The sequence below is a fragment of the Flavobacterium xinjiangense genome, assembly GCF_900142885.1.
Classification (GTDB): Bacteria; Bacteroidota; Bacteroidia; order Flavobacteriales; family Flavobacteriaceae; genus Flavobacterium; species Flavobacterium xinjiangense.
The window spans coordinates 157,203-180,591 of the sequence record NZ_FRCL01000002.1 but is presented as its reverse complement, the minus strand read 5'-3'; the positions used below and the strand labels follow the sequence as shown (position 1 = coordinate 180,591).

Here is a 23,389-nt window from a genome sequence, read left to right as displayed (position 1 = left end):
GTACACTGTATCTTTTGTCCTGTCCCGAAGCATCGGACGGAACAAAAGGACGCCTCCCGAAACTCCGGGACAATCAGTATTAAAAATACAATTATAAAGAAACCACCTTTTTTTTAAAATACAAAAAAGAGGCTATTTTCTCAAACAGCCTCTTCATTTATTCAATATCGTCTTTTACTATAAGCTGTATTTCAACCCAAGAGTCAAACCAACACCACTAATACTGATGTAAGAACTTAATTCATCAGTGGGCTTAGTAGAATCAACTGTATTGAAATCTGAATTATTAGAAGTACTATCTAAATGATCCGTATAATTAGAATGTATTTGAGCAGTAGTACGTGTACTTAAAGCATCTGTTCCATTCACAGTATAAACTGTCGTTTCTTTTGTTTTACCATGAACCGTGAAATTACGGTATTCAACTTCTCCAAAAGCAGATAGATTTTTTCCTAATTTATAACTTGTCCCCAAAGCTGCTAAAAACCCCACTGTTGGATTAGGTTTAACTTTATCACTTTGAAATACTTTTCTCTCTCCACCTACAGCTGGACCATTAAAATCCTGAGTAGTTTCGATTGTTAATTTTCCATTAACCGGAACAATTACACCTACTTTAGAATACGGTTCAAATCCTTTTAACTCTCCTAAAAATAAAACAACTGCAGGAGCTAAATCCAAAGCTTTAACCTGCCCTTCTGCCGTTAAATCTAAATATGTTGGCCCTCCAGTCATAGAAATCACTCTATCTACAGTTTCAACCATTGTCTTTCTATTACTATTATAGTAGTTAATACCCATTTCAACGCCCAAACGTGGTGTAAAACGATACCCAACATTACCCCCATAACGAAAACCCTCTCCAAAAGATCCCGTAATACTTTCTCTAGAAGCTAATTTTCCATTAACATAAACATCTCTGTTTGGAGTTTGTCCACCTACAACTGGAAATTGTGTAGCAGTTGCTTGTACGAAGTAAGACCCTCCAAGCTTAAAATACCAACTTTCTTCCTTTTCCGTTTGAGCAACCATAGACATAGCACAAACCAGCAATCCTAAAACAAAAAGATTCTTTTTCATAATTTTATTCTTAATAAATTCATACCAAATTTAAAATAATTTAATACAATTTTTACCCATACTTTACCATCGCACAAGAACAATCATTACAATATTCGAACTTTTAGCTAAAAGTATGCGCGCATACTAAATATTTAACTAAAAATCATAATTTATACTCAACATTTAACTGTTAAAAAACTTAGTTCAACTTAAAATTAATCTGCATTTTTTCTAGCTCTACCAACAATTCATTCGAAATTTTGATTTTCAACTTTCTGCTCGGCATAGTCAGCTTGGTTACAACCTTAATTTCTTCGATTTCTTCTACTTTCGCTACAGCATTTATCTCTGGGATTTCGAGAGCTCCCATTTCAGAATCTTCATTTTCATCGACAAAAGCCACTTCTTCGTTTTCTACTTCTACAGGAGCAACTTCAACGAGACGTTTTGTTTTTTCCAATTCCATAACTTCAAATGAAACCGTATTGTCACCTTTATTTTCCTGAAAAAGATGACTTAATTTATGGATAAAATCAGTTTCTAAATCCTTAATATTTAATAGTACAATTAATTTCTTAGCAAAGGTTTCCAGTACATCTTGCAATTGTTTTACCTCTACAAACTGTAGTCTTGGCTCCCCTTTTTTCCCTGTATCTCGGTCGGTCCATCCTTCTTTTACCAGTACTTTCATAAAGGTGAAATTATTCTGGATAAAGAAGTGACGGAACCTTAAATACTCTTCCCCAAAAATCCGGAACTCATAACTTTCATCATATCCTTCTAATGTAAACATGCCCCAACCTTTTCCGTTTTTGGCCACACGATGCTGTACATTATTGATAATCCCACCAAATGCCAAGTTTTTACTCACATGCAACTCCATGTTTTTCAACGCTTCCAGTTTGGCATTACAAAAATATTTCATTTCGAATTTGTAATCATCTAAAGGATGCCCTGAAATATAAATTCCAACAACCTCCTTCTCTTTGGCGAGTTTTTCCATTGTACTCCAATCCTCGCAAGGCGGTACAATAGGCTCTGCGATTTGCACGTCACTACTTTCGCCAAACAAACTCACTTGCGATGAATTTTCATTTTCCTGATATTTTGAACCATACCGAATCGCTTTTTCATAAAACGTAATTCCATCACCATCATCATGAAAATATTGCGCTCTTGTGGTTCCTAAAAACGAATCGAAACCCCCGGCTAAAACCAAATTCTCTAATGCTTTTTTATTTGCCGCACGCAAATCTATACGTTTGGTCAAATCAAAAATAGATTTGTATCTTCCATCTTTCCTATTCTCCACAATTGTTGCCACAGCTCCAGACCCCACACCTTTTACGGCTCCCATTCCAAAACGTACTGCATAATCATCATTTACTGTAAATTTGTAAAACGATTCATTCACATCTGGTCCTAAAACCTGCAATCCCATACGTTTACACTCTTCCATAAAGAACGAAACCTGCTTGATATCACTCATATTATTCGAAAGAACCGCAGCCATATATTCGGCCGGATAATTCGCTTTTAAAAATGCCGTTTGATAGGCAATCCAAGCATAACAAGTCGAGTGCGATTTATTAAACGCATATTCCGCAAAGGCTTCCCAGTCTTTCCATATTTTCTCCAGTTTATCTTCGGCATGACCTTTGGCGGCAGCCTGACTGATAAATTTAGGTTTCATTTTATCCAAAACATCCTTTTGCTTTTTTCCCATTGCTTTACGCAAAACGTCGGCATCACCTTTGGAGAAATCTGCCAGTTTTTGGGACAAAAGCATTACCTGTTCTTGGTAAACGGTAATTCCGTACGTATCTTTTAGTAATTCTTCACAGGCATCAAGGTCATAAATAATTTCCTCTTCACCGTTTTTTCGCTTGACGAAACTCGGAATATAAGCAATTGGTCCCGGGCGATACAATGCATTCATGGCAATCAAATCGGGAAAAACCGTAGGCTTCAATTCCTTCATGTATTTCTGCATTCCCGGACTCTCATACTGAAAAATCCCTACCGTTTCACCTCGTTGAAAAAGCTCATAGGTCTTCAAATCATCAATCGGAAACGTGTCTGGATCAAGGTCAATTCCAGTCCTGTATTTTACTAATTTAACGGTATCTTTTATCAGAGTCAGGGTTTTCAAACCCAAGAAGTCCATTTTCAACAAACCGGCACTTTCCACCACCGAGTTGTCAAATTGGGTCACATACAAATCGGAATCTTTGGCGGTAGCCACAGGAACAAAATTAGTAATATCACTAGGTGTAATAATCACCCCACATGCGTGAATACCAGTATTTCTTAGGTTTCCTTCTAAAACTTTGGCTTGCTGAATGGTCTCTCCACCTAAATCATCTTCATTCGCAAGACCTATTAATTCTTTTATTTTATCGTATTCTTCCGGTCGGACCGCTTTCTTAATGACATCTTCTTTTTCATTTAAAAAACGAGCCAAATTCCATTTTGACGGCATCATGCCCGGAATCAATTTTGCAATTTTATCAGCTTCGAATAACGGTAAATCCAGCACACGAGCGGTATCACGAATCGCCGATTTTGTCGCCATTTTACCATACGTGATAATTTGCGCTACTTGTTTCGACCCGTATTTTCGAATTACATAATCCATCACACTGCTTCGTCCTTCATCATCAAAATCGATATCAATATCGGGTAGTGACACACGATCCGGATTCAGGAAACGCTCAAAAAGCAGGTTGTACATCAATGGGTCAATATTGGTGATTTTCAAACAATACGCCACCACCGATCCTGCCGCAGAACCCCTTCCCGGTCCTACAGAAACGCCCATACTTCTGGCTTCAGCAATTAAATCCTGTACAATCAGGAAATAACCCGGATAACCAGAATTGGAAATCGTTAACAATTCAAAATCCAATCGTTCCTGAATTTCTTCAGTAATTTCGGGATATCTTCGATTAGCTCCTTCAAAAGTCAAATGCCTCAAATACGCATTTTCACCTCGTACTCCGCCATCCACCGCATCTTCGGGATTATTAAATTCAACTGGAATTTCGAATTTTGGAAGTAGAACTTCTCTTGCCAAATCAAAAATTTCAATCTTATCGACAATCTCCGAAATATTCGAAATCGCTTCGGGTAAATTTGCAAAAAGCTGTTTCATTTCGTCTCCCGACTTGAAATAATACTCCTGATTAGGCAACCCGTAACGATAGCCGCGACCACGGCCTATAGGCGTAGTTTGTTTTTCACCGTCACGCACACAAAGCAAAATATCGTGTGCATTCGAATTTTCCTTGTCTATATAAAAGGTGTTGTTTGTCGCAATAATCTTGACATCATGTTTTCTTGCCAATGAGATTAAAGACGCATTCACCCGATTTTCATCTTCCTGATTGTGACGCATTACTTCAATGTAGAAATCTTCCTTGAACTCGTTTTTCCACCAAAGCAAGGCTTCTTCCGCTTGGTTTTCACCAATATTTAAAATCTTATTTGGGATTTCGCCATAAAGATTTCCAGACAAAACAATGATATCTTCTTTGAATTCCTGAATAACTTTTCGGTCGATTCTTGGCACATAATAAAATCCCTCGGTATATGCGATAGAAGACATTTTAGCCAAATTATGATAGCCTTTTTTGGTCTTCGCCAAAAGTACTATTTGGTATCCATTATCCTTAACCGATTTATTTTTATGGTCTTCACATACAAAAAATTCACAACCCACAATTGGCTTCATCGGAACTTCGGTAGGTTCTTCACCATTTTCTATTGCCGCTTTATTCTTGGCTTCAGCCGCCTTATTATGGTATAAAATATCGCGGACAAAATGAAAAGCACCCATCAAATTCGCATGATCCGTCATGGCAACTGCAGGCATTTTTTGTTGCGCAGCCGCTTTTACCAATGCCGCTATACTAATGGTAGATTGCAATACTGAGAACTGAGTGTGATTGTGCAAATGCACAAACGGCGTATCAATAAGCACCTTTTTATTCTCAAAAAGTTCTTCTCTTGAAACCCCAGGCGCTTGTTTTTCGCCAAACTGCTGGCGGATTTTATCCGAAGCTTCCTTGAGATTTATATGTTTTAAACCAATGAGTTTAATTTCACTTGGATTCTTACTTTGAAAATCTTGAAAGTAACTTGCTGGCACATCCAGTTCTTCCTTAGTAAAAATATCACGACGAATTAACTCCAAGAAACAACGCGTAGTTGCCTCCACATCGGCAGTGGCGTTGTGCGCTTCGCCGAAAGGTTTATTAAAAAGATAAGAGTGCAATTCCGTTAATGTAGGTAACTTGAATTTTCCTCCTCGACCTCCCGGTAATTTCAATAAGGAAGCGGTAACTTCAGTACAAGTATCCAGAATTGGCATCGAACTCATTTGACTTTCCACTCCCATTCTGTAAAACTCACAACCCATAATATTGATGTCAAAACCTAAATTTTGACCTACAATGAATTTGGCTTTGCTTAATGCGATATTAAATTTCTCTAAAACTTCGGCCAATGAAATTCCATCAGCTTCTGCTAATTCTGTAGAAATACCGTGAATTCGTTCCGCATCATACGGAATATTAAAACCTTCGGGCTTCACCAAATAATCCTGGTGCTCGACGAGTTTTCCCATATCATCGTGCAACTGCCAAGCGATCTGAATACAGCGTGGCCAGTTGTCTGTATCGGAAATGGGTGCGCTCCAACGCTTTGGTAATCCTGTAGTTTCAGTATCGAATATTAAGTACATAGCTGGAAGTGAAGTGTTTGTAATTCTTTAAAATTACAAAAATTGAATTTCAAATTTAGGTTTTTTTTAGATAAAAAAAGAACTGTAGTAATCAAAAAAGAGAAGAAAAATTTCTACTCTTTTTATAACGCATTCTCTTATATTTTTCATTTCTGTATTCGAACAATCATCTTCATATTGCGGAATTAAAAAGACAAATTTAGCGGTTATCCTTTTTTTGGATGTCGTAGTATTTTATCAAAGTAAATTAGAATAATAAGACTCAAAATAATTCTAAAACGTTGCGGTTAAAAGACTAAAAAAGCATTATTCCGGAAAGCAATTTATCTTCACAACACTGACAATTATTCAAAGAATAATCTGATTTATCTATTTATCATAAACAAAATTCCTTTTTTAAATAAAAACTTAATGAATTCATAATTTTAAAGAAAGCGCTTCAATTATAAAAAAAGAGAATCAAAAAGAAAATAAATCGAAATTAAAATTAGACAAATAAGCTGTAGATACTTAATCAGAAACCGTAAACTGTTTAAATCGCACTTTGGGCATCGTATATAATGAAATACTGAAATTGACGACCTTATTTCTTTTTATAAATTTGTTGCTATTGCTAAAACCTTAGACAATTATTCTTGTTACAAAAAGAAGAAATACAATTAAAAAAATAGTTAAAAATGAGTACTACATTATTCGACAAAGTATGGGATTCGCACGTAGTGCGTAAAATTGAAGATGGACCAGACGTATTTTTTATTGACCGTCATTTCATCCATGAAGTTACTAGTCCTGTAGCTTTTTTAGGTTTAAAAGAAAGAGGTGTTTCAGTTTTATACCCAGAACGCACTTTTGCAACTGCCGATCACAATACCCCAACTATAAATCAACATTTACCTGTTGAAGATGCATTATCTGCCAATCAGCTAAAAGCTTTGGAAGACAACGCAGCAGAATATGGCATTTCTCACTGGGGATTAGGTCATAAGAAAAATGGAATTGTACACGTAGTAGGTCCTGAAAACGGAATTACTTTACCTGGTGCAACTATTGTTTGCGGAGATTCACACACTTCTACGCACGGTGCTTTTGGTGCTATTGCCTTTGGTATCGGAACTTCTGAGGTAGAAATGGTTATGGCAACACAATGCATCATGCAGCCGAAACCAAAGAAAATGCGGATCAACGTGAATGGTGAATTAAGTAAAGGTGTTGGTCCAAAAGACGTTGCACTTTATATTATTTCTCAATTAACTACTTCTGGAGGTACGGGTTATTTTGCAGAATATGCTGGAAATGTTTTTGAAGATATGTCAATGGAAGGTCGTATGACCGTTTGTAACTTGAGTATCGAAATGGGTGCTCGTGGTGGTATGATTGCTCCGGACCAAAAAACATTCGATTTCTTAGAAGGAAGATTATATGCTCCAAAAGGCGAAGCTTGGGACAAAGCGGTAGCGTATTGGAAAACATTAAAAACGGATGCTGACGCTGTTTTTGATGCAGAATTAAACATCAATGCTGCAGATATTGAACCAATGATCACTTATGGTACGAATCCTGGAATGGGAATTGGTATCTCAAAAAATATTCCAAATGCCAACCAAGTTGAAGGTGGTGAGGAAACGTATAAAAAATCTTTGGCCTATATGGGCTTTGAAGAAAATGACGTAATGATTGGCAAACCAATTGATTTTGTTTTCTTGGGAAGTTGTACTAATGGTAGAATTGAAGATTTCAGAGCTTTTACAGAAATAGTAAAAGGAAGAAAAAAAGCAGATAATGTTACGGCATGGTTAGTTCCAGGTTCTCACGTAGTGGAAGCCCAGATTAAAGAAGAAGGACTTTTGGATATTCTTACCGAAGCTGGTTTTGTATTACGTCAACCTGGTTGTTCCGCTTGTTTAGCAATGAATGACGACAAAGTTCCTGCGGGAAAATATGCTGTAAGTACGTCAAACAGAAACTTTGAAGGTCGTCAAGGTCCAGGTTCAAGAACATTATTGGCAAGTCCAATTATGGCTGCCGCTGCTGCAGTAACAGGAGTATTGACAGACCCAAGAGATTTGATGTAATTCAATCGCCATAACAATTTCAAATAGAAAAATAAAAAGTTTAGTGTTTCAAGATTCATTTTCCTTTAACAGAAAATCCGAAATCAAAAATCACTAATCATAAATCATAAATCAAATGGCATACGATAAATTTAATATCCTTACCAGTAGTGCAGTGCCACTACCAATAGAAAATGTGGATACCGATCAAATCATTCCTGCGCGTTTCTTGAAAGCAACTGAACGTGTTGGTTTTGGTGATAACCTTTTCCGTGATTGGAGATACAACGGAGATAATACTCCAAAAGCAGATTTCGTGCTAAATGACACAACTTACAGTGGAAAAATATTAGTAGGCGGAAAAAACTTTGGTTCAGGTTCTTCTAGAGAACATGCGGCTTGGGCAGTTTACGACTACGGCTTTCGTGCGGTTGTTTCAAGTTTTTTTGCCGATATTTTTAAAGGAAATTGCTTAAATATTGGTGTTTTACCAGTACAAGTGAGTCCTGAATTTGCTGAAACTATTTTCAATGCTATCGAAGCTGATCCAAAAACAGAATTAGAAATTAATCTTCCGGAACAAACCATTACGCTGAAAGCGACGGGTCAAAAAGAATCCTTTACTATCTCCGGGTACAAAAAAGACAATATGATTAATGGTTTCGATGATATTGATTATTTGCAAAACATCAAAGAAGAAATTGTTGGGTTTGCCAATAAGCTTCCTTACTAAAACTATTCTTAAAAATACACAGTTATTGAAGCTTGTCTTTTTAAGGCATAATTCAATAACTGTTTTTACTGTTTTATAAAAACAGGATTCCGATTCATAAAATCGAAACTGTTCTAGCATCAAATTTAAAATGAAAAAAAGAAAGATTGAAATAATGGATACGACACTTCGTGATGGTGAACAAACCTCAGGAGTATCATTTTCTGCTGCAGAAAAACTAACCATTGCCCAATTATTGTTGGAAGAATTAAATATTGATAGAATTGAAATTGCCTCGGCAAGAGTGAGCGAAGGAGAATTTCAGGGAGTAAAAGGCATTATGTCTTGGGCATCAGAAAAAGGATATAGTAACCGAATTGAAGTTTTAACTTTTGTCGACGGGGGGCTATCCATTGAATGGATGAAAAATACGGGTGGAAAAGTGCAGAATTTATTGACTAAAGGATCTTTGAATCATTTGACGCATCAGTTAAAAAAAACACCCGAACAACATTTTTCTGAAATTGCACAAACAATAGCTTTAGCCAAAGAAAACAACATAGAAACGAATGTCTATTTAGAAGATTGGAGTAATGGAATGCGTAATTCACCTGAATATGTATTCCAATATCTCGATTTTTTAACCAAACAGCCTGTAAAAAGAATATTATTACCGGATACTTTAGGGGTTCTTATACCAACAGAAACATTTGCATTTATATCAGCAATAACTAGTAAATACCCAGATATTCATTTTGACTTTCACGCCCACAATGATTATGATTTAAGCATTGCTAATGTGATGGAAGCTGTAAAAGCTGGTATCCATGGGCTTCATGTTACAGTGAACGGAATGGGAGAACGTGCTGGAAATGCACCTTTAGAAAGTACTGTTGCCGTAATAAATGACTTTTTACCGGAAATAGAAATCAGCGTAAAAGAATCTTCCTTATATTCTGTTAGCAAGTTGGTAGAGACTTTCACCGGATATAGAATCCCGGCTAATAAACCTATTGTCGGAGACAACGTATTTACACAAACAGCTGGTATTCATGCAGATGGCGACAACAAAAATAATTTATATTTTAATGATTTGCTTCCCGAGCGTTTTGGGAGAAAAAGAAAATATGCCCTTGGAAAAACATCTGGAAAAGCTAATATTGAAAAAAACCTTCAAGAATTAGGTCTTCAATTAAACCCTGAGGATTTAAAGTTAGTCACCCAAAGGATTATCGAATTAGGTGACAAAAAAGAAACCGTTACCAAAGAAGATTTGCCCTACATTATTTCTGATGTTTTGGACAGCCAAACCTATCAGGAAAAAATTATTGTTGAGTCATATATATTATCTCATGCAAAAGGCATGCGTCCATCAACTACTTTATCTTTAAAAATAGATGGTGAAATCATTGAAGAGCACGCACAAGGTGACGGACAATTTGATGCTTTTATGAATGCATTGGCAAAAATATACAAAAGCAAAAATTTAGAATTACCTAAATTAATCGATTACGCTGTACGAATCCCTCCGGGAAGTAGTTCTGATGCTTTATGTGAAACCATAATTACATGGATTAACAAAGGAAAAGAATTCAAAACAAGAGGATTAGACTCGGATCAAACAGTAGCTGCCATTATCGCAACACAAAAAATGCTAAATGTAATCCCCTCCCCTCCCGAAGCTTCGGGACTCCCCGAAGGGGAGGGAGACAAAACTGAAAAAGGGAAATAAAAAATTTATTATAAAAGAAACAAATAGTCAGAAACCCAACCCTTCAATATCCAGGCTCCCCCTCCTTTGGAGGGGGCCGGGGGGAGGAAAACACAATTAATATGAAATTTAATATCGCCCTTTTAGCCGGAGACGGAATTGGACCAGAGGTAATTAATGAAGCTGTAAAAGTTTCTGATGCTATTGCAAAAAAATTTAACCACGAAATCACTTGGACACCAGCTTTAACCGGAGCTTGTGCAATTGATGCCGTTGGAGTTCCTTATCCAGATGAAACACATGAAATATGTATGGCAGCTGATGCCGTTTTGTTTGGAGCTATCGGACATCCAAAATACGATAACGACCCAAAAGCAACCGTAAGGCCAGAGCAAGGATTATTATTGATGCGTAAAAAATTAGGCTTATTTGCCAATGTGCGACCTACGTTTACTTTCCCTTCTTTGATTGACAATTCGCCTTTGAAAAGAGAACGGATTGAAGGAACTGACTTGATTTTCCTAAGAGAACTTACTGGAGGAATTTACTTTGGAGAAAAAGGAAGAAAAGACGATGGCGAAACAGCTTATGACACATGCACTTACACCCGATCTGAAGTAAAGCGTTTAGCTAAAAAAGGTTTCGAACTTGCAATGACTCGTTCAAAAAAACTATGTTGTGTTGACAAAGCTAATGTATTGGAAACTTCCCGTTTGTGGAGAGAAACCGTACAAGAAATGGAAAAAGAGTATCCCGAAGTAACAGTAAGTTATGAATTTGTAGATGCTGTAGCGATGCGTTTAGTTCAATGGCCAAACTCTTACGATGTCTTGATTACTGAAAATTTATTTGGAGATATATTAACGGACGAAGCATCTGTTATATCAGGTTCTATGGGATTGATGCCATCTGCATCTGTAGGTGAACACACTTCATTGTACGAACCAATTCACGGATCGTATCCACAAGCGACAGGTTTAGATATTGCCAATCCATTAGCGACAGTATTATCTGCAGCAATGATGTTTGAAGATGCATTTGGATTAAAAGAAGAAGCAGAAGCTATTAGAACGGTGGTTAACAAATCATTGGAACAAGGAATTGTAACCGAGGATTTAGCTTCTAAAGACTCAAAAGCATACAAAACTAGTGAAGTGGGTGACTGGTTAGTTGCTAATCTTTAAATTTTAAAAATTTTGTTTAAAAATTGAGTAATAGCTAAAATTACAACCTGAAAAAACAACACTCACATTTAGCTATTACTCAGCTTTAAACAAAATAATAAACAACAAAAAAGGTGTCAATAAATTGACACCTTTTTTTATAGCTAGAAAAAAATATTAATATCCTCCTCTGTTTCCACCACCACGGTTTTCTCCACCACGGCTGTTTCCACCACCATAACCACCGCGTGAATCTCCACCACGACTGTTATTGTTAAAACTTCTTCTTTCGCCTTCTGGTTTTGGCTCAGATTTGTTTACAACGATTGCACGTCCTTGAACAGTTGCACCGTTCAATTCATCAATTGCTTTTTGAGCTTCATCATCATTTGGCATCTCAACAAAACCAAATCCTTTACTTCTTCCAGTAAATTTATCAGTAATAATTTTAACTGAATCAACTGCTCCGTAAGCCTCGAAAGACTCTCTTAAATCTGCTTCCTCAATACTGAATGGAAGACTTCCAACAAAAATATTCATATGTACTTATTTAAATAATAGAACAAATGTACATCTATTTTTTTCTAATACACTATATATTAGCTTATTTATGATTTTTATTTTTTTAAATGAAGATAAAAAATACTTAAAAGTAACATCCAGTACATTTTCAAGATTAAACTTTACCGTAATTCACTGAACAGATTACCTTACAGGCACTTTATAAAAAACACCTTGCTGAAAATTTACAACGTCACCTGCTAAAGGATTTTTGTAAGTGTTTTCTACATTAAATTTAAATGTGCCGCTAACCGTATTATTCGCAGCATCATATTCAGTTATTACAATTTGACCATCTCCAATACCAAAACCTGTAGAAAATGTTATTAATCCGCTAGGGTCGGACAACACATAAGTCGCAGTTCTGGAAGTACTAGTTCCTAAAAAATAACTTTTTTCAATATAAGAATCCAATTTAATGGTCAAAGTCTCGTTTCCGGTATACGCTTCAATAACCAAAGAACCGTTTGCAGCTTTAGTTGCCTTAGTCTCTATAGCCCTCCAAAAGACATTGTCTTTCATCCCTTGTAAAGAAGGATTATTGAATCGAACATCTTCTTGACACGAGATAAATGCGAAGACAACACTAATAATTAAGAGAAGTTTTTTCATAATAGATGTCATTAATCTACACAAAAGTAAATCATTTTAGATAGAAAATTTAAAAACAAAAACAAAAAACACACTCCTTTTTCTTCTAACCTATTATACCTCATTAAAACACCAACCTGATTTGTATTTATCAATAAAAAATGTATCTTTGCACCCTTAATTAATAGAGGTCGAGTACCTCAAAATTTAATCACAAGATTATGTCAGTAAAAATTAGATTACAAAGACACGGTAAAAAAGGAAAACCTTTTTACTGGGTTGTAGCAGCAGATGCTCGCTCAAAAAGAGATGGTAAATACTTAGAGAAAATCGGTACTTACAATCCAAACACAAACCCAGCAACTATCGATTTAAACATTGATAGCGCAGTAAAATGGTTGCACAATGGTGCTCAACCAACTGATACTGCTAGAGCAATTCTTTCTTACAAAGGAGCTTTATTGAAACATCACCTTGATGGTGGTATTCGTAAAGGAGCTTTAACTCAAGAACAAGCTGATGCAAAATTAGCAACTTGGTTAGAAGAAAAAACAGGAACAGTTGATGCTAAAAAAGAAGGTTTGACAAAAGCACAAGCTGATGTTAAAGCTAAAGCTTTCAAAGCAGAACAAGATGTAAACGCAAAACGTTTAGCTGCAGCTGCACAAGCTGAAGCAGATGCTATTGCTGCTGCAACTCCTGCTGTAGAAGAAGAAGTTGCTGAAGTTGAAGCTGAAGAAACTCCTGCTGCAGAAGAAAATAACGAAACAACTGAAGCATAATTTTACAAGGCGAAAATGCGTAAAGAAGATTGTTTCTACTTAGGTAAAATCGCTAAAAAATTTAGTTTCAAAGGGGAAGTTCTTGCCTATTTAGATACGGACGAACCTGAGTTATACGAAAACTTGGAATCAGTGTTTGTTGAATGCAACAAACACTTGGTTCCTTTTTTTATTGAAAATAGCTCCCTTCACAAAAACGATTTCCTTAGAATTCGTTTTGAAGACATGAATACCGAAGAAGATGCCGATGCTATTATAGGTAACGCCATTTATCTTCCTCTAAAAATGTTACCAAAACTTACCGGTAACAAATTCTACTTTCACGAAGTTATTGGTTTTGAAGTAGAAGACAAACGTCTAGGTGTTGTCGGGAAAATTCAATCCATAAATGACACTACCGCTCAGCCTCTTTTTGAAGTGCTAAATGGTGACGTTGAAATCCTTATCCCAATGATAGATCATTTCCTTGTAAAAATTGACCGTGAAAACAAGAAAGTTATCATGGATTTACCAGAAGGGCTTATTGAGATGTACCTTTAAGGTTAATTTGATTAATCGTTTATTTGGTTATTTGTTAAAAATCTAAAATCTTCATGTCTAAATTCCAATTCAAACAATTCTCCATTGAACAAGATCGTTGTGCCATGAAAATTGGAACAGATGGCGTATTGCTTGGTGCTTGGGCGCCAATAGAAAATCATCCTTTTAGCATTTTGGATATCGGTGCAGGAACCGGTGTTATTGCTTTGATGCTAGCACAAAGAACCAATGCAGAACAAATTGACGCTCTGGAAATCGACGAAGAAGCCTACGAACAATCCGTAGATAATTTCGAAAACTCCCCTTGGAGCGACCGTTTATTTTGTTTTCATGCCGGCTTGGACGAATTCATCGAAGAACCAGAAGACGAATACGATCTAATTGTATCGAATCCTCCTTTTTATACTGATGATTTTAAATCTGCAACGGAACAAAGAGATCTAGCTCGTTTTGCTGATGCGATGCCTTTTGAAGATTTGATTGAAGCGGCTGACTTGTTACTTTCGGAAAATGGAATATTCGCAGCAATCATTCCTTTCAAAGAAGAAGAAAATTTCTTGGCTCTAGCCAAAGAATATGAATTATATCCTTTAAAAATTACTAGGGTAAAAGGAACTCCAACTACTGAAACCAAACGCAGTTTATTGGCTTTAAGCCGAAATATAAAAGTTGATTTCCTTATTGATGAATTGATTATCGAAACCGCCAGACATATTTATACGCCCGAATACACTTCATTGACCAAAGATTTTTATTTGAAAATGTAAATTACATCACACTGATTGTGAATTTGATTTTTTTAAAACTATTCTTGAACTTTACGACTAAAAGCATTTTCTCATTAAAACAGCACTTTTTATTAAAATTAAAAAATATAACATTTTTTAATGCTTTTGTTATATTTCTTTATGTAAATTTGTTCTTTAAAAAATCCTCATCATGAAACCAGATTTATTTCAAGCTCCAGATTATTACAACCTTGACGATTTATTAACAGAAGAACACAAACTAGTGCGTGATTCTGCTCGTGCATGGGTAAAACGTGAAGTGTCTCCTATTATAGAAGAATACGCTCAAAAAGCGGAATTCCCAAAACAAATTATAAAAGGTTTGGGTGAAATTGGCGGATTTGGCCCTTACATTCCTGAGGAATATGGAGGAGCTGGTCTTGATCAAATATCTTATGGTTTAATCATGCAAGAAATTGAGCGTGGAGATTCTGGTGTACGTTCTACATCTTCTGTGCAATCTTCTTTGGTGATGTATCCAATTTGGAAATACGGGAACGAAGAACAACGCATGAAATATTTACCAAAACTGGCTACTGGCGAGTTTATGGGATGTTTCGGATTAACGGAACCTAACTACGGTTCTGATCCGGGAAGTATGATTACCAACTTTAAAGATATGGGCGACCATTACTTATTGAATGGTGCAAAGATGTGGATTTCAAATGCTCCGTTTGCAGATATCGCTATTGTTTGGGCAAAAAATGAAGAAGGACGAATTCACGGTTTAATCGTAGAACGCGGAATGGAAGGTTTTACAACTCCGGAAACACATAATAAATGGTCGCTTCGCGCGTCTTCAACTGGAGAGTTGATATTTGACAATGTTAAAGTGCCAAAAGAAAATTTATTACCGAACAAATCTGGATTGGGAGCGCCGCTAGGCTGTCTTGATTCAGCACGTTATGGTATTGCCTGGGGTGCTATTGGTGCTGCAATGGATTGTTATGACACCGCATTACGTTATGCCAAAGAAAGAATTCAATTTGACAAACCTATTGCAGGAACTCAATTACAACAGAAAAAATTAGCCGAAATGATTACCGAAATTACCAAAGCGCAATTGTTGACTTGGCGATTAGGAGTTTTAAGAAATGAAGGAAAAGCTACAACAGCTCAAATCTCTATGGCTAAAAGAAACAATGTAGATATGGCTATTCATATTGCTCGTGAAGCCAGACAAATGCTTGGAGGAATGGGAATTACTGGAGAATATTCGATTATGCGTCACATGATGAATTTAGAATCTGTGATTACTTACGAAGGAACTCACGATATTCACTTGCTAATTACAGGTATGGATATCACTGGAATTCCCGCATTTAAATAGTAATAAACAACTATTAAAGTATTTATAAAATTGATAGTAAAAGCTTCTTGGAAACAAGAAGCTTTTTTATATTTACATCAAAAAATACCACTATGAATATTGAAGCAATTAACAAGACGATTCAGCCCCAAAAAGAATCATTGTTACAACATTCCTTATATAAAAAAGTACAAACAATTGAGGATTTACATACTTTTTTAGAAAACCACGTTTTTGCAGTTTGGGATTTCATGTCTCTGTTAAAAGCATTACAAGCTAAATTAACCTGCACAACTACTCCCTGGTTTGCTACTGAAAACCCAGAAACAAGATATTTAATTAACGAAATTGTTTTGGCTGAAGAGACTGATCTAACTATGGACGGCCGCCATCAGAGTCATTACGAAATGTATATTGAAGCCATGAAAGCTTGTGGTGCCAATACTAATGGGATTGAACATTTTTTAGCTGGAGTCCACTCTCTTAACAATGTGTTTGTTGCCATTAAAAAAAGCAATTTACACCCAAACATTAAGGCCTTTTTAGACTTTACTTTCCGAGTAATTGACGAAGGAAAAACACACGAAATTGCAGCTGCATTTACTTTTGGCAGAGAAGATTTGATTCCAAGTATGTTTACTGCAATCTTGAAGAATTTTCAAGAAAACTTTCCGGAAACTGATTTAAGCAAATTAATTTATTACTTCGAAAGACATATCGAATTAGATGCTGACGAGCACGGTCCCATGGCGATGAAAATGATAACGGAACTTTGCGGAACTGACGCACAAAAATGGTCTGACGTAGAAGAAGTATCTATTTTAGCTTTAGAAAAAAGAATAGGCCTTTGGGATGCAATCGAAGAAACAATTATGATGAATGTTGAATTGGCATAAAACCGATACTACCAAATAAACGTAACTATTATTTAGAGATGACTCTTTCCAAATTTCAAAATAATGAAAAAAAAATTTCAAATAATAGTTGCGTTCCTTTTATTACTTTGTATTGCAAGTTGTAGCAGCGAAAATCCAATTCCTAAAACGACCTCTGCACCATCAGTTACAAATCCTACACCCCTAACCGTTCCACAAACACAAAATCAAACCTTTAGCTATTTAGCACTTGGTGACAGTTACACCATTGGTCAAAGTGTATGTGAAACCTGTAGATTTCCCGAACAACTAAAGAAAAACCTCAGTAATTTAAATCCAAATAATGCCTATCCACTAAAGCTTATAGCGCAAACGGGCTGGACCACCACCAACTTAATTTCGGCTATTGATTTGCAAAATCCAGCATCAGATTATGATTTGGTTACCTTATTAATTGGTGTAAACAATCAATATCAAAACAAGCCCTTTTCGGTATACGAGAAAGAGTTTCCTGAATTACTAACTAAAGCTATTGCTTTCGCAAAAGGTGATAAGGCGAATGTCATTGTGGTTTCTATTCCAGATTATGCCTATACGCCTTTTGGCCAAGGATCAGGAAATCAATCGCGGATTTCTATGGAAATTGATAAGTACAATGCTTTTGCCAAAAAATATTGCACAGATAACAATATTGAGTTTATAAACATTACCGATATCACCATACAAGGTTTAACGAATACTAATCTTGTAGCCCAAGATGGATTGCATCCTTCGGAACTAGCGTATTATCTATTTGTAGAACGGATTTTACCAAAAGCCGCTACAGCAATCCAAAAATAAAAGAACATTCCAATTATTAAAGAAGTATTCTTGCAATTACCCTTTTATACTGGTTTTTATATATCTTTATTTTTTTAAAATAAACAAATGTCTTCCCAAGAACGATTAACAAAAGCCTATAAAGAAGCTAAAAGAATTCCTTTTGATGATCAATCAAAGTTTATTCTATTTAGCGACTGCCACCGGAGCGACAATAGTTTTGCTGATGATTTTGCAAACAATAGAAACGTCTATTTTCATGCACTGAACCAGTATTACAATGATGGTTTTGAATATTGTGAGTTGGGTGACGGCGATGAATTATGGGAAAACATTTTCTTTAAAACCATTTTTGAAGCGCACAAAAACGTTTATCTTTTATTAAAGAAATTTCATGACTCCAACAGATACCATAAAATTTGGGGAAATCATGATATGGTTTTTCGGAATAAAGATCACGCAGAAAAAACCCTTTCAACATATATAAATAGCCAAAACGACCGAATCGAACCTTTATTTACCGGTATAAAATGTCACGAAGCCATAGTTTTAGTCCATCAGGAAACTAAACAAGAACTCTTTTTGACTCATGGACATCAAGCTGATTTCATGAATTATGTAGGCTGGAAAATCAATCGATTTATGGTTGCTGTATTATGGAAACCACTACAAATATGGGGAATCTCTGACCCAACAAGCCCTGCCAAAAATTATGTAGAACGCATAAAAGTTGAACTGCGTATAAAAAAATGGATTGAAAACAACGATAGAAAAATTACTATTGTAGGACATACGCACAGACCTAGTTTTTCGTATCCAAGTCAAAACTCAACACCTTATTTTAATGACGGAAGCTGCGTACACCCACGAAGCATTACCGGTATAGAGATTGCAAACGGAACCCTAACATTAATAAAATGGTACATTGACACCAGGGATAACGGTATTTTACAAATTGTAAGAGAAGTGCTTGATGGCCCCACTAATCTAAAAGATTACAAATAAAAAAAGCGTTCACCAAGATGAACGCTTTACTTTAATTTTCCGGAGCCAATTCCAGTTCTAATCCTTCGAGGCTTTCGGTGATCGGGATTTGACAACCCAATCGGCTGTTAGATTTTACGTAGAACGCTTCTGAGAGCATTGCTTCTTCATCATCGCCCATTTCTGGCAAGGGCACATCATTTAGCACATAACATTGGCAAGAAGCACACATGGCCATCCCGCCACAAGTTCCTTCTACAGGTAGTTCATAGGCTTTACATAATTCCATGATGTTCATGGCCATATCTGTGGGAGCCTGTAATTCATGCACTACTCCTTCTCTGTCTTTAATTTTTATTAATACATCCATAAATCAGTTGTAAATTATAAGTTATGAGTTGTGGGTTGTGGTTTTTTACGCGTGAGGGATAATAGCCAGCTACCGAAGTAGCGCGGATAGCCTGACCGTTTTAAGAAAAAAGGCATATACCCATTGTATTGAATAGCCTTTTTTCTTAAAAGGGACACGCCCTAAACATTTATAGGATATTTACAACAGTTTCTATTTGGGGAGCAAACTTTTTGATAGTGGTTTCTACACCTGCTCTCAATGTCATTTGGTTTACACTGCAACTGGTACATGCTCCTTCGAGACGCACTTTTACGTGTTTGTCGTCTTCGATGGAAATCAATGTGATGTCACCGCCATCAGAGTTCAAAAAAGGTCTGATTTCTTCCAGTGCTTTTTGAACTTCAATTGTTAATTCTTCTGTTGTCATTTTCTTTATTTAAAGATTGAAAGATTAGAAAATTGAAAGATTAAAAATCATTCAACGATTCTAATTTCTATTTTTTTACTGCTGAACAACCGGCCATAGTTGTAATTTTTACGGCTTCAGTAGCAGGTAAATTTTCATTTCTGCTTACTACTTCCTGTACGACATTTCTCGTAATTTCTTCAAAAACAGTTTCGATAATTGAACCTGTTTGCATCGCTGCAGGACGACCGTAATCTCCGGCTTCACGGATTGATTGTACAATTGGCACTTCTCCAAGGAATGGAACGTCTAAATCTTCTGCAAGATTTCTAGCTCCTTCTTTTCCAAAGATGTAATATTTATTTTCAGGTAATTCTTCGGGTGTGAAGTACGCCATGTTTTCAATAATTCCCAATACAGGGACATTTATTGCCTCAGACATGAACATGGAAACTCCTTTTTTAGCATCGGCCAAAGCTACTGCTTGCGGCGTGCTTACAATCACAACACCGGTAATAGGTAATGATTGCACGATTGAAAGGTGAATATCACCCGTTCCTGGTGGCAAATCGACTAACATGAAATCTAATTCTCCCCAATCTGCATCAAAAATCATTTGGTTTAATGCTTTAGAAGCCATTGGTCCTCTCCAGATTACCGCTTGACTTGGCGCCGTAAAAAACCCTATCGAAAGAATTTTTACTTCGTAACTTTCAACCGGTTTCATTTTTGATTTCCCATCAACCAGTATAGAAATTGGTTTTTCGCTTTCTACATCGAACATGATTGGCATTGATGGTCCGTAAATATCGGCATCAAGGATTCCTACTGAGAAACCCATTTTGGCCAATGATACTGCTAAATTTGCAGTTACAGTAGATTTTCCTACTCCTCCTTTACCAGAGGCAACTCCGATAATATTTTTTATTCCCGGTATTGATTTTCCTTTGATTTCTGGTTTGTCCGGAACCTCAACTTTACTATTGATTTTGATTTTAGCATCTGGAGACACTAATTCAAGAATTGTTTTTTTGATATCGTCTTCAGCACGTTTTTTAATGTGCATTGCCGGTGTGTGTAATACTAAATCTACTACTACCTCATCGCCAAAAGTAACTACATTAGCTATAGCACCACTCTCCACCATGTTTTTTCCTTCTCCAGCTATAGTAATCGTTTCTAAAGCTTTAAGAATTTCTTTTCTATCTAATTTCATTTTTAGTTAACTGTTTTCTATTGGCGTTTTACCGCCAGAATATTATCTTTATTTAAACTGATTTCAGATTGCAAAGATACTGTGAAAAGTTCTTATTATAAAGGTTTTGTATTGCATTTATTGATATGGGGATTGCTGGTGGTTATTAGCTGCTTTAACTATTACAATTTTCCAACAACACCTTATAGGCACTACCGGCATTGTCTTTTTGGTTAAATAAAAAAAACACCTTATTTAAATCTAAAAAACCCAAATTTATAATCTAAATTTATAAGAAAAAATTATGGGATTAAGTTTTCATTACAAGGGAGCACTTAAAAACCCGATTCTTTTAAAAAAAATGATCGAAGAGGTCGCTGACATTTCACAGGTACACCAATGGAAATTTCATGTCTTTGAAGAAGCTTTTCCAAACCAGACTTTTACACTTGATTCGTGCAATGACTCCGTTTATGGAATTTGTTTTAGCCCTCCCAATTGCGAGGTTGTTTGTTTGACTTTTACGTGTAGCGGAAAAATGTGTACTTTCTATAATTTTGAATCTTCAAAAGCTTCCTCGAATGAGTTAACCGAGAATTATTTGTCTGTAAAAACACAATTTGCCGGCCCTGAAATTCACAAACAACTAATCAACATCTTTGATTATTTAAACAAAAGATATTTTGAAAATTTTGATCTTACCGATGAAGGAAATTATTGGGAAACAAAAAACGACCAACTACTCGAGGATACATTTGAGAAATACACCAATTTAATAAATGGATTTGATAGTTTACTGGACAACATTCCGATTGGAGCACATGAAACCGTCGAAGAATATTTAATCCGAATCGCTGAAATAACTCATAAAAACAACAAAGGAAATAGGAATGACAATAAAGATTTGCAATGACTACTGAAAGCCGCGACTGATTACTGCTGCCTAACCTCCGGTTGCCAAAAGTGTTTCTCGAAATCCATTATCTGATTATCAACCACAACAATTCCCTCATTTTCCAGTAATTGCTGCATAAGGTTTGTTCCGTCAAAATGAAGTTTTCCGGTAAGCAACCCTTTTCTGTTCACAACCCGATGTGCCGGAACATCTTCCATATTATGGGAAGCGTTCATTGCCCACCCAACCATTCGTGCGGAACGGGCTGTTCCTAAAGCTTTGGCAATTGCACCATAAGAAGTGACTTTTCCGTAAGGAATTTGTCTGGCGATGGCATATACTCTTTCGAAAAAATTATCTTCGGACATGAATTTGAATCTAATAAAAAATGGTGACTATGATACTATCCTGAGCTTTAGAACTTCTAAATGCTTAGGTAATGTTTTATGATGTTGATCAAGGTTACAACTGCTATCAATCCAGTTATACTGCCAATAATGGTATTCATATTTCGCATCATATAATCCGCTTTGTTTTGTATTTTTCCGAAAAAAGTGATGTAGCAGTAGAAAACCAAAAAAGCTCCAAGCACAACCCCATTCACAAAAATAAAAACGAAAGAGGTATCGAAAGAAAACAAATTATACGAGGATAAGGTAATGCTTACCAAAACATAATAGGGAATAGGGAAGAAATTAAGTGCAGAAAGTAACATTCCAAGAAAAAAACGAGAACTTTTACTCTGCTTCTTTATTTTTCCTTTTATCTTCTTTGGTTTTTTGGCTATCAAAAGGAAATAAACGGTTAAGCCTGAGAAAACAACGCAACCAATTTCGCGCAATAAAAGAACCAAATCAGGGCGGTCATCAATAAATCTGGCAAAAAGTATTGCTAGATAGGCTTGAAAAAATATTATAATAATCGCCCCAAAAACAAACCATAATGCACTTTTTTTTCCTTCTTTCAAGTTCACTTTTGCCGCCGTCATATTGAGTAACCCCGGCGGAGTAATCCCTATAAAAGCGGTTATAAAACCGGAAACTAAAGATATAAGTAGATTCATAGGCTAGGTATCAGCATTCAAAAAAGAAAAACAATTCCAGTAAAACCGTACAACTATTCTTTAATTTTGAATCGAATATACGTAATTGCTTTGTTAACTTCCAAATATTGTTTTTCGTAAAAGGTCTGAAAAGCAGTTACTTCCTCTGGACTTCCTTCATTTACATAAACATTATGGTTAGCATACAAAACCTCGTGCCCTTCGCCATGAAGCAATCCAAGTGTATAACCATGCATGAATTCGCTGTCGGTTTTAAGGTTTACGACACCCTCTTTTTTAAGTACTTTTTTATACAATTGCAAAAACTCAGAATTGGTCATTCTGTGTTTTGTTCTTTTGTATTTTATTTGCGGATCTGGAAAAGTAATCCAAATTTCATCTACTTCATTTTCAGCAAAAATATGATTGATTAATTCGATTTGAGTTCGAATAAAGGCTACATTATGCAAACCTGTTTCAACAGCTGTTTTAGCACCGCGCCAAAAACGCGCTCCTTTGATATCAATCCCAACAAAATTTTTATTAGGATATCTTTCAGCAAGACCCACGGAATATTCTCCTTTTCCACACCCTAATTCCAACACCAATGGATTATCATTTTTGAAAAATTCAGCATTCCATTTCCCTTTAAGTGGAAATAAATCACCTACTACTTCTTCTCTTGTTGGTTGAAAAACGTTTTCGAATGTTTCGTTTTCCTTGAATCTCTTTAATTTATTTTTACTTCCCACTCTTTTACAAATATTTCGGCAAATTTAGGGAATTATATAAGACCGAAAGCGGATG

Annotated in this window: 22 protein-coding genes; 12 read left to right on the top strand and 10 right to left on the bottom strand. The window is 35.9% G+C overall.

Annotated elements, in window-relative coordinates:
* Positions 1 to 177: 177 nt before the first annotated feature.
* Together BUC23_RS03020 and dnaE are read right to left on the bottom strand one after the other, a co-directional pair.
* Positions 178 to 1,080, bottom strand: coding sequence for an outer membrane beta-barrel protein (locus BUC23_RS03020; RefSeq protein WP_073205218.1), 903 nt, complete (start codon positions 1,078 to 1,080; stop codon positions 178 to 180).
* A 181-nt stretch (positions 1,081 to 1,261) separates the two neighbouring features.
* The gene (gene dnaE, locus BUC23_RS03015; protein WP_073205214.1) at positions 1,262 to 5,806 is read right to left on the bottom strand and encodes a DNA polymerase III subunit alpha; all 4,545 of its coding nucleotides are present in this window, start codon (positions 5,804 to 5,806) and stop codon (positions 1,262 to 1,264) included.
* A 677-nt stretch (positions 5,807 to 6,483) separates the two neighbouring features.
* On the opposite strand from dnaE, the gene leuC reads away from it, so the two are divergent.
* The 4 genes from leuC (at position 6,484) to leuB (ending at position 11,464) form a co-directional block, all read left to right on the top strand.
* On the top strand, positions 6,484 to 7,878 hold the full coding sequence (gene leuC, locus BUC23_RS03010; RefSeq protein ID WP_073205211.1) for a 3-isopropylmalate dehydratase large subunit: 1,395 nt from the start codon (positions 6,484 to 6,486) through the stop codon (positions 7,876 to 7,878).
* Positions 7,879 to 7,993: 115 nt separating this feature from the next.
* Positions 7,994 to 8,590, top strand: coding sequence for a 3-isopropylmalate dehydratase small subunit (leuD, locus tag BUC23_RS03005; RefSeq protein ID WP_073205207.1), 597 nt, complete (start codon positions 7,994 to 7,996; stop codon positions 8,588 to 8,590).
* A 130-nt stretch (positions 8,591 to 8,720) separates the two neighbouring features.
* The gene (locus BUC23_RS03000) at positions 8,721 to 10,301 is read left to right on the top strand and encodes an alpha-isopropylmalate synthase regulatory domain-containing protein (protein ID WP_073205204.1); all 1,581 of its coding nucleotides are present in this window, start codon (positions 8,721 to 8,723) and stop codon (positions 10,299 to 10,301) included.
* Between the two features lie 101 nt (positions 10,302 to 10,402).
* Positions 10,403 to 11,464 (top strand): 3-isopropylmalate dehydrogenase, encoded by a 1,062-nt coding sequence (leuB, locus tag BUC23_RS02995; protein ID WP_073205202.1) that lies wholly within the window; start codon positions 10,403 to 10,405, stop codon positions 11,462 to 11,464.
* 156 nt (positions 11,465 to 11,620) lie between these two features.
* Here the strand turns inward: leuB and BUC23_RS02990 are convergent, their stop codons facing one another.
* Positions 11,621 to 11,983, bottom strand: coding sequence for an RNA recognition motif domain-containing protein (locus BUC23_RS02990; protein ID WP_066079550.1), 363 nt, complete (start codon positions 11,981 to 11,983; stop codon positions 11,621 to 11,623).
* 165 nt (positions 11,984 to 12,148) lie between these two features.
* On the bottom strand, positions 12,149 to 12,616 hold the full coding sequence (locus BUC23_RS02985) for a DUF6252 domain-containing protein (protein WP_073205199.1): 468 nt from the start codon (positions 12,614 to 12,616) through the stop codon (positions 12,149 to 12,151).
* Positions 12,617 to 12,816: 200 nt separating this feature from the next.
* Between BUC23_RS02985 and BUC23_RS02980 the strand changes: the two genes are divergently transcribed.
* The 7 genes from BUC23_RS02980 to BUC23_RS02950 all read left to right on the top strand — a co-directional run bounded on the left by BUC23_RS02980 (position 12,817) and on the right by BUC23_RS02950 (position 18,713).
* A complete protein-coding gene (locus BUC23_RS02980) occupies positions 12,817 to 13,377 on the top strand; it encodes a 30S ribosomal protein S16 (protein ID WP_073205197.1) in 561 nt (186 codons plus the stop codon).
* A gap of 15 nt (positions 13,378 to 13,392) precedes the next feature.
* Complete coding sequence (rimM, locus tag BUC23_RS02975) at positions 13,393 to 13,917, top strand: ribosome maturation factor RimM (protein WP_073205194.1); 525 nt, start codon at positions 13,393 to 13,395, stop codon at positions 13,915 to 13,917.
* Positions 13,918 to 13,970: 53 nt separating this feature from the next.
* Positions 13,971 to 14,684, top strand: a complete 714-nt coding sequence (locus tag BUC23_RS02970; RefSeq protein WP_073205191.1) for a tRNA1(Val) (adenine(37)-N6)-methyltransferase — start codon at positions 13,971 to 13,973, stop codon at positions 14,682 to 14,684.
* A gap of 172 nt (positions 14,685 to 14,856) precedes the next feature.
* Positions 14,857 to 16,035, top strand: a complete 1,179-nt coding sequence (locus BUC23_RS02965) for an acyl-CoA dehydrogenase family protein (RefSeq protein WP_073205187.1) — start codon at positions 14,857 to 14,859, stop codon at positions 16,033 to 16,035.
* Between the two features lie 92 nt (positions 16,036 to 16,127).
* Positions 16,128 to 16,910: a DUF3050 domain-containing protein gene (locus BUC23_RS02960; protein WP_073205184.1), complete on the top strand. Its 783-nt coding sequence runs from the start codon at positions 16,128 to 16,130 to the stop codon at positions 16,908 to 16,910.
* Between the two features lie 63 nt (positions 16,911 to 16,973).
* Complete coding sequence (locus tag BUC23_RS02955) at positions 16,974 to 17,729, top strand: SGNH/GDSL hydrolase family protein (protein WP_073205180.1); 756 nt, start codon at positions 16,974 to 16,976, stop codon at positions 17,727 to 17,729.
* 87 nt (positions 17,730 to 17,816) lie between these two features.
* The gene (locus BUC23_RS02950) at positions 17,817 to 18,713 is read left to right on the top strand and encodes a metallophosphoesterase family protein (protein ID WP_073205177.1); all 897 of its coding nucleotides are present in this window, start codon (positions 17,817 to 17,819) and stop codon (positions 18,711 to 18,713) included.
* Positions 18,714 to 18,744: 31 nt separating this feature from the next.
* Here the strand turns inward: BUC23_RS02950 and BUC23_RS02945 are convergent, their stop codons facing one another.
* From BUC23_RS02945 to BUC23_RS02935, 3 genes are all read right to left on the bottom strand, one after another.
* Positions 18,745 to 19,062 carry a 2Fe-2S iron-sulfur cluster-binding family protein gene (locus BUC23_RS02945; protein ID WP_073205174.1) on the bottom strand — a complete coding sequence of 106 codons (318 nt, stop codon included), beginning with the start codon at positions 19,060 to 19,062 and terminating at the stop codon, positions 18,745 to 18,747.
* Positions 19,063 to 19,231: 169 nt separating this feature from the next.
* Positions 19,232 to 19,471, bottom strand: a complete 240-nt coding sequence (locus tag BUC23_RS02940; protein WP_073205171.1) for a NifU family protein — start codon at positions 19,469 to 19,471, stop codon at positions 19,232 to 19,234.
* Positions 19,472 to 19,538: 67 nt separating this feature from the next.
* Complete coding sequence (locus BUC23_RS02935; protein ID WP_073205167.1) at positions 19,539 to 20,666, bottom strand: Mrp/NBP35 family ATP-binding protein; 1,128 nt, start codon at positions 20,664 to 20,666, stop codon at positions 19,539 to 19,541.
* Positions 20,667 to 21,006: 340 nt separating this feature from the next.
* Here BUC23_RS02935 and BUC23_RS02930 point away from each other — a divergent pair, with 340 nt between their 5' ends.
* On the top strand, positions 21,007 to 21,558 hold the full coding sequence (locus BUC23_RS02930; RefSeq protein WP_139259760.1) for a hypothetical protein: 552 nt from the start codon (positions 21,007 to 21,009) through the stop codon (positions 21,556 to 21,558).
* Positions 21,559 to 21,578: 20 nt separating this feature from the next.
* On the opposite strand, the gene BUC23_RS02925 is transcribed toward BUC23_RS02930, so the two are convergent.
* The 3 genes from BUC23_RS02925 to trmB are packed head-to-tail and all read right to left on the bottom strand — an operon-like array spanning position 21,579 to position 23,334.
* Complete coding sequence (locus BUC23_RS02925; protein WP_073205161.1) at positions 21,579 to 21,908, bottom strand: MGMT family protein; 330 nt, start codon at positions 21,906 to 21,908, stop codon at positions 21,579 to 21,581.
* A gap of 56 nt (positions 21,909 to 21,964) precedes the next feature.
* Positions 21,965 to 22,603, bottom strand: a complete 639-nt coding sequence (locus BUC23_RS02920; RefSeq protein WP_073205159.1) for a LysE family transporter — start codon at positions 22,601 to 22,603, stop codon at positions 21,965 to 21,967.
* A gap of 53 nt (positions 22,604 to 22,656) precedes the next feature.
* On the bottom strand, positions 22,657 to 23,334 hold the full coding sequence (gene trmB / locus BUC23_RS02915) for a tRNA (guanosine(46)-N7)-methyltransferase TrmB (RefSeq protein ID WP_073205156.1): 678 nt from the start codon (positions 23,332 to 23,334) through the stop codon (positions 22,657 to 22,659).
* Positions 23,335 to 23,389 lie beyond the last annotated feature (55 nt).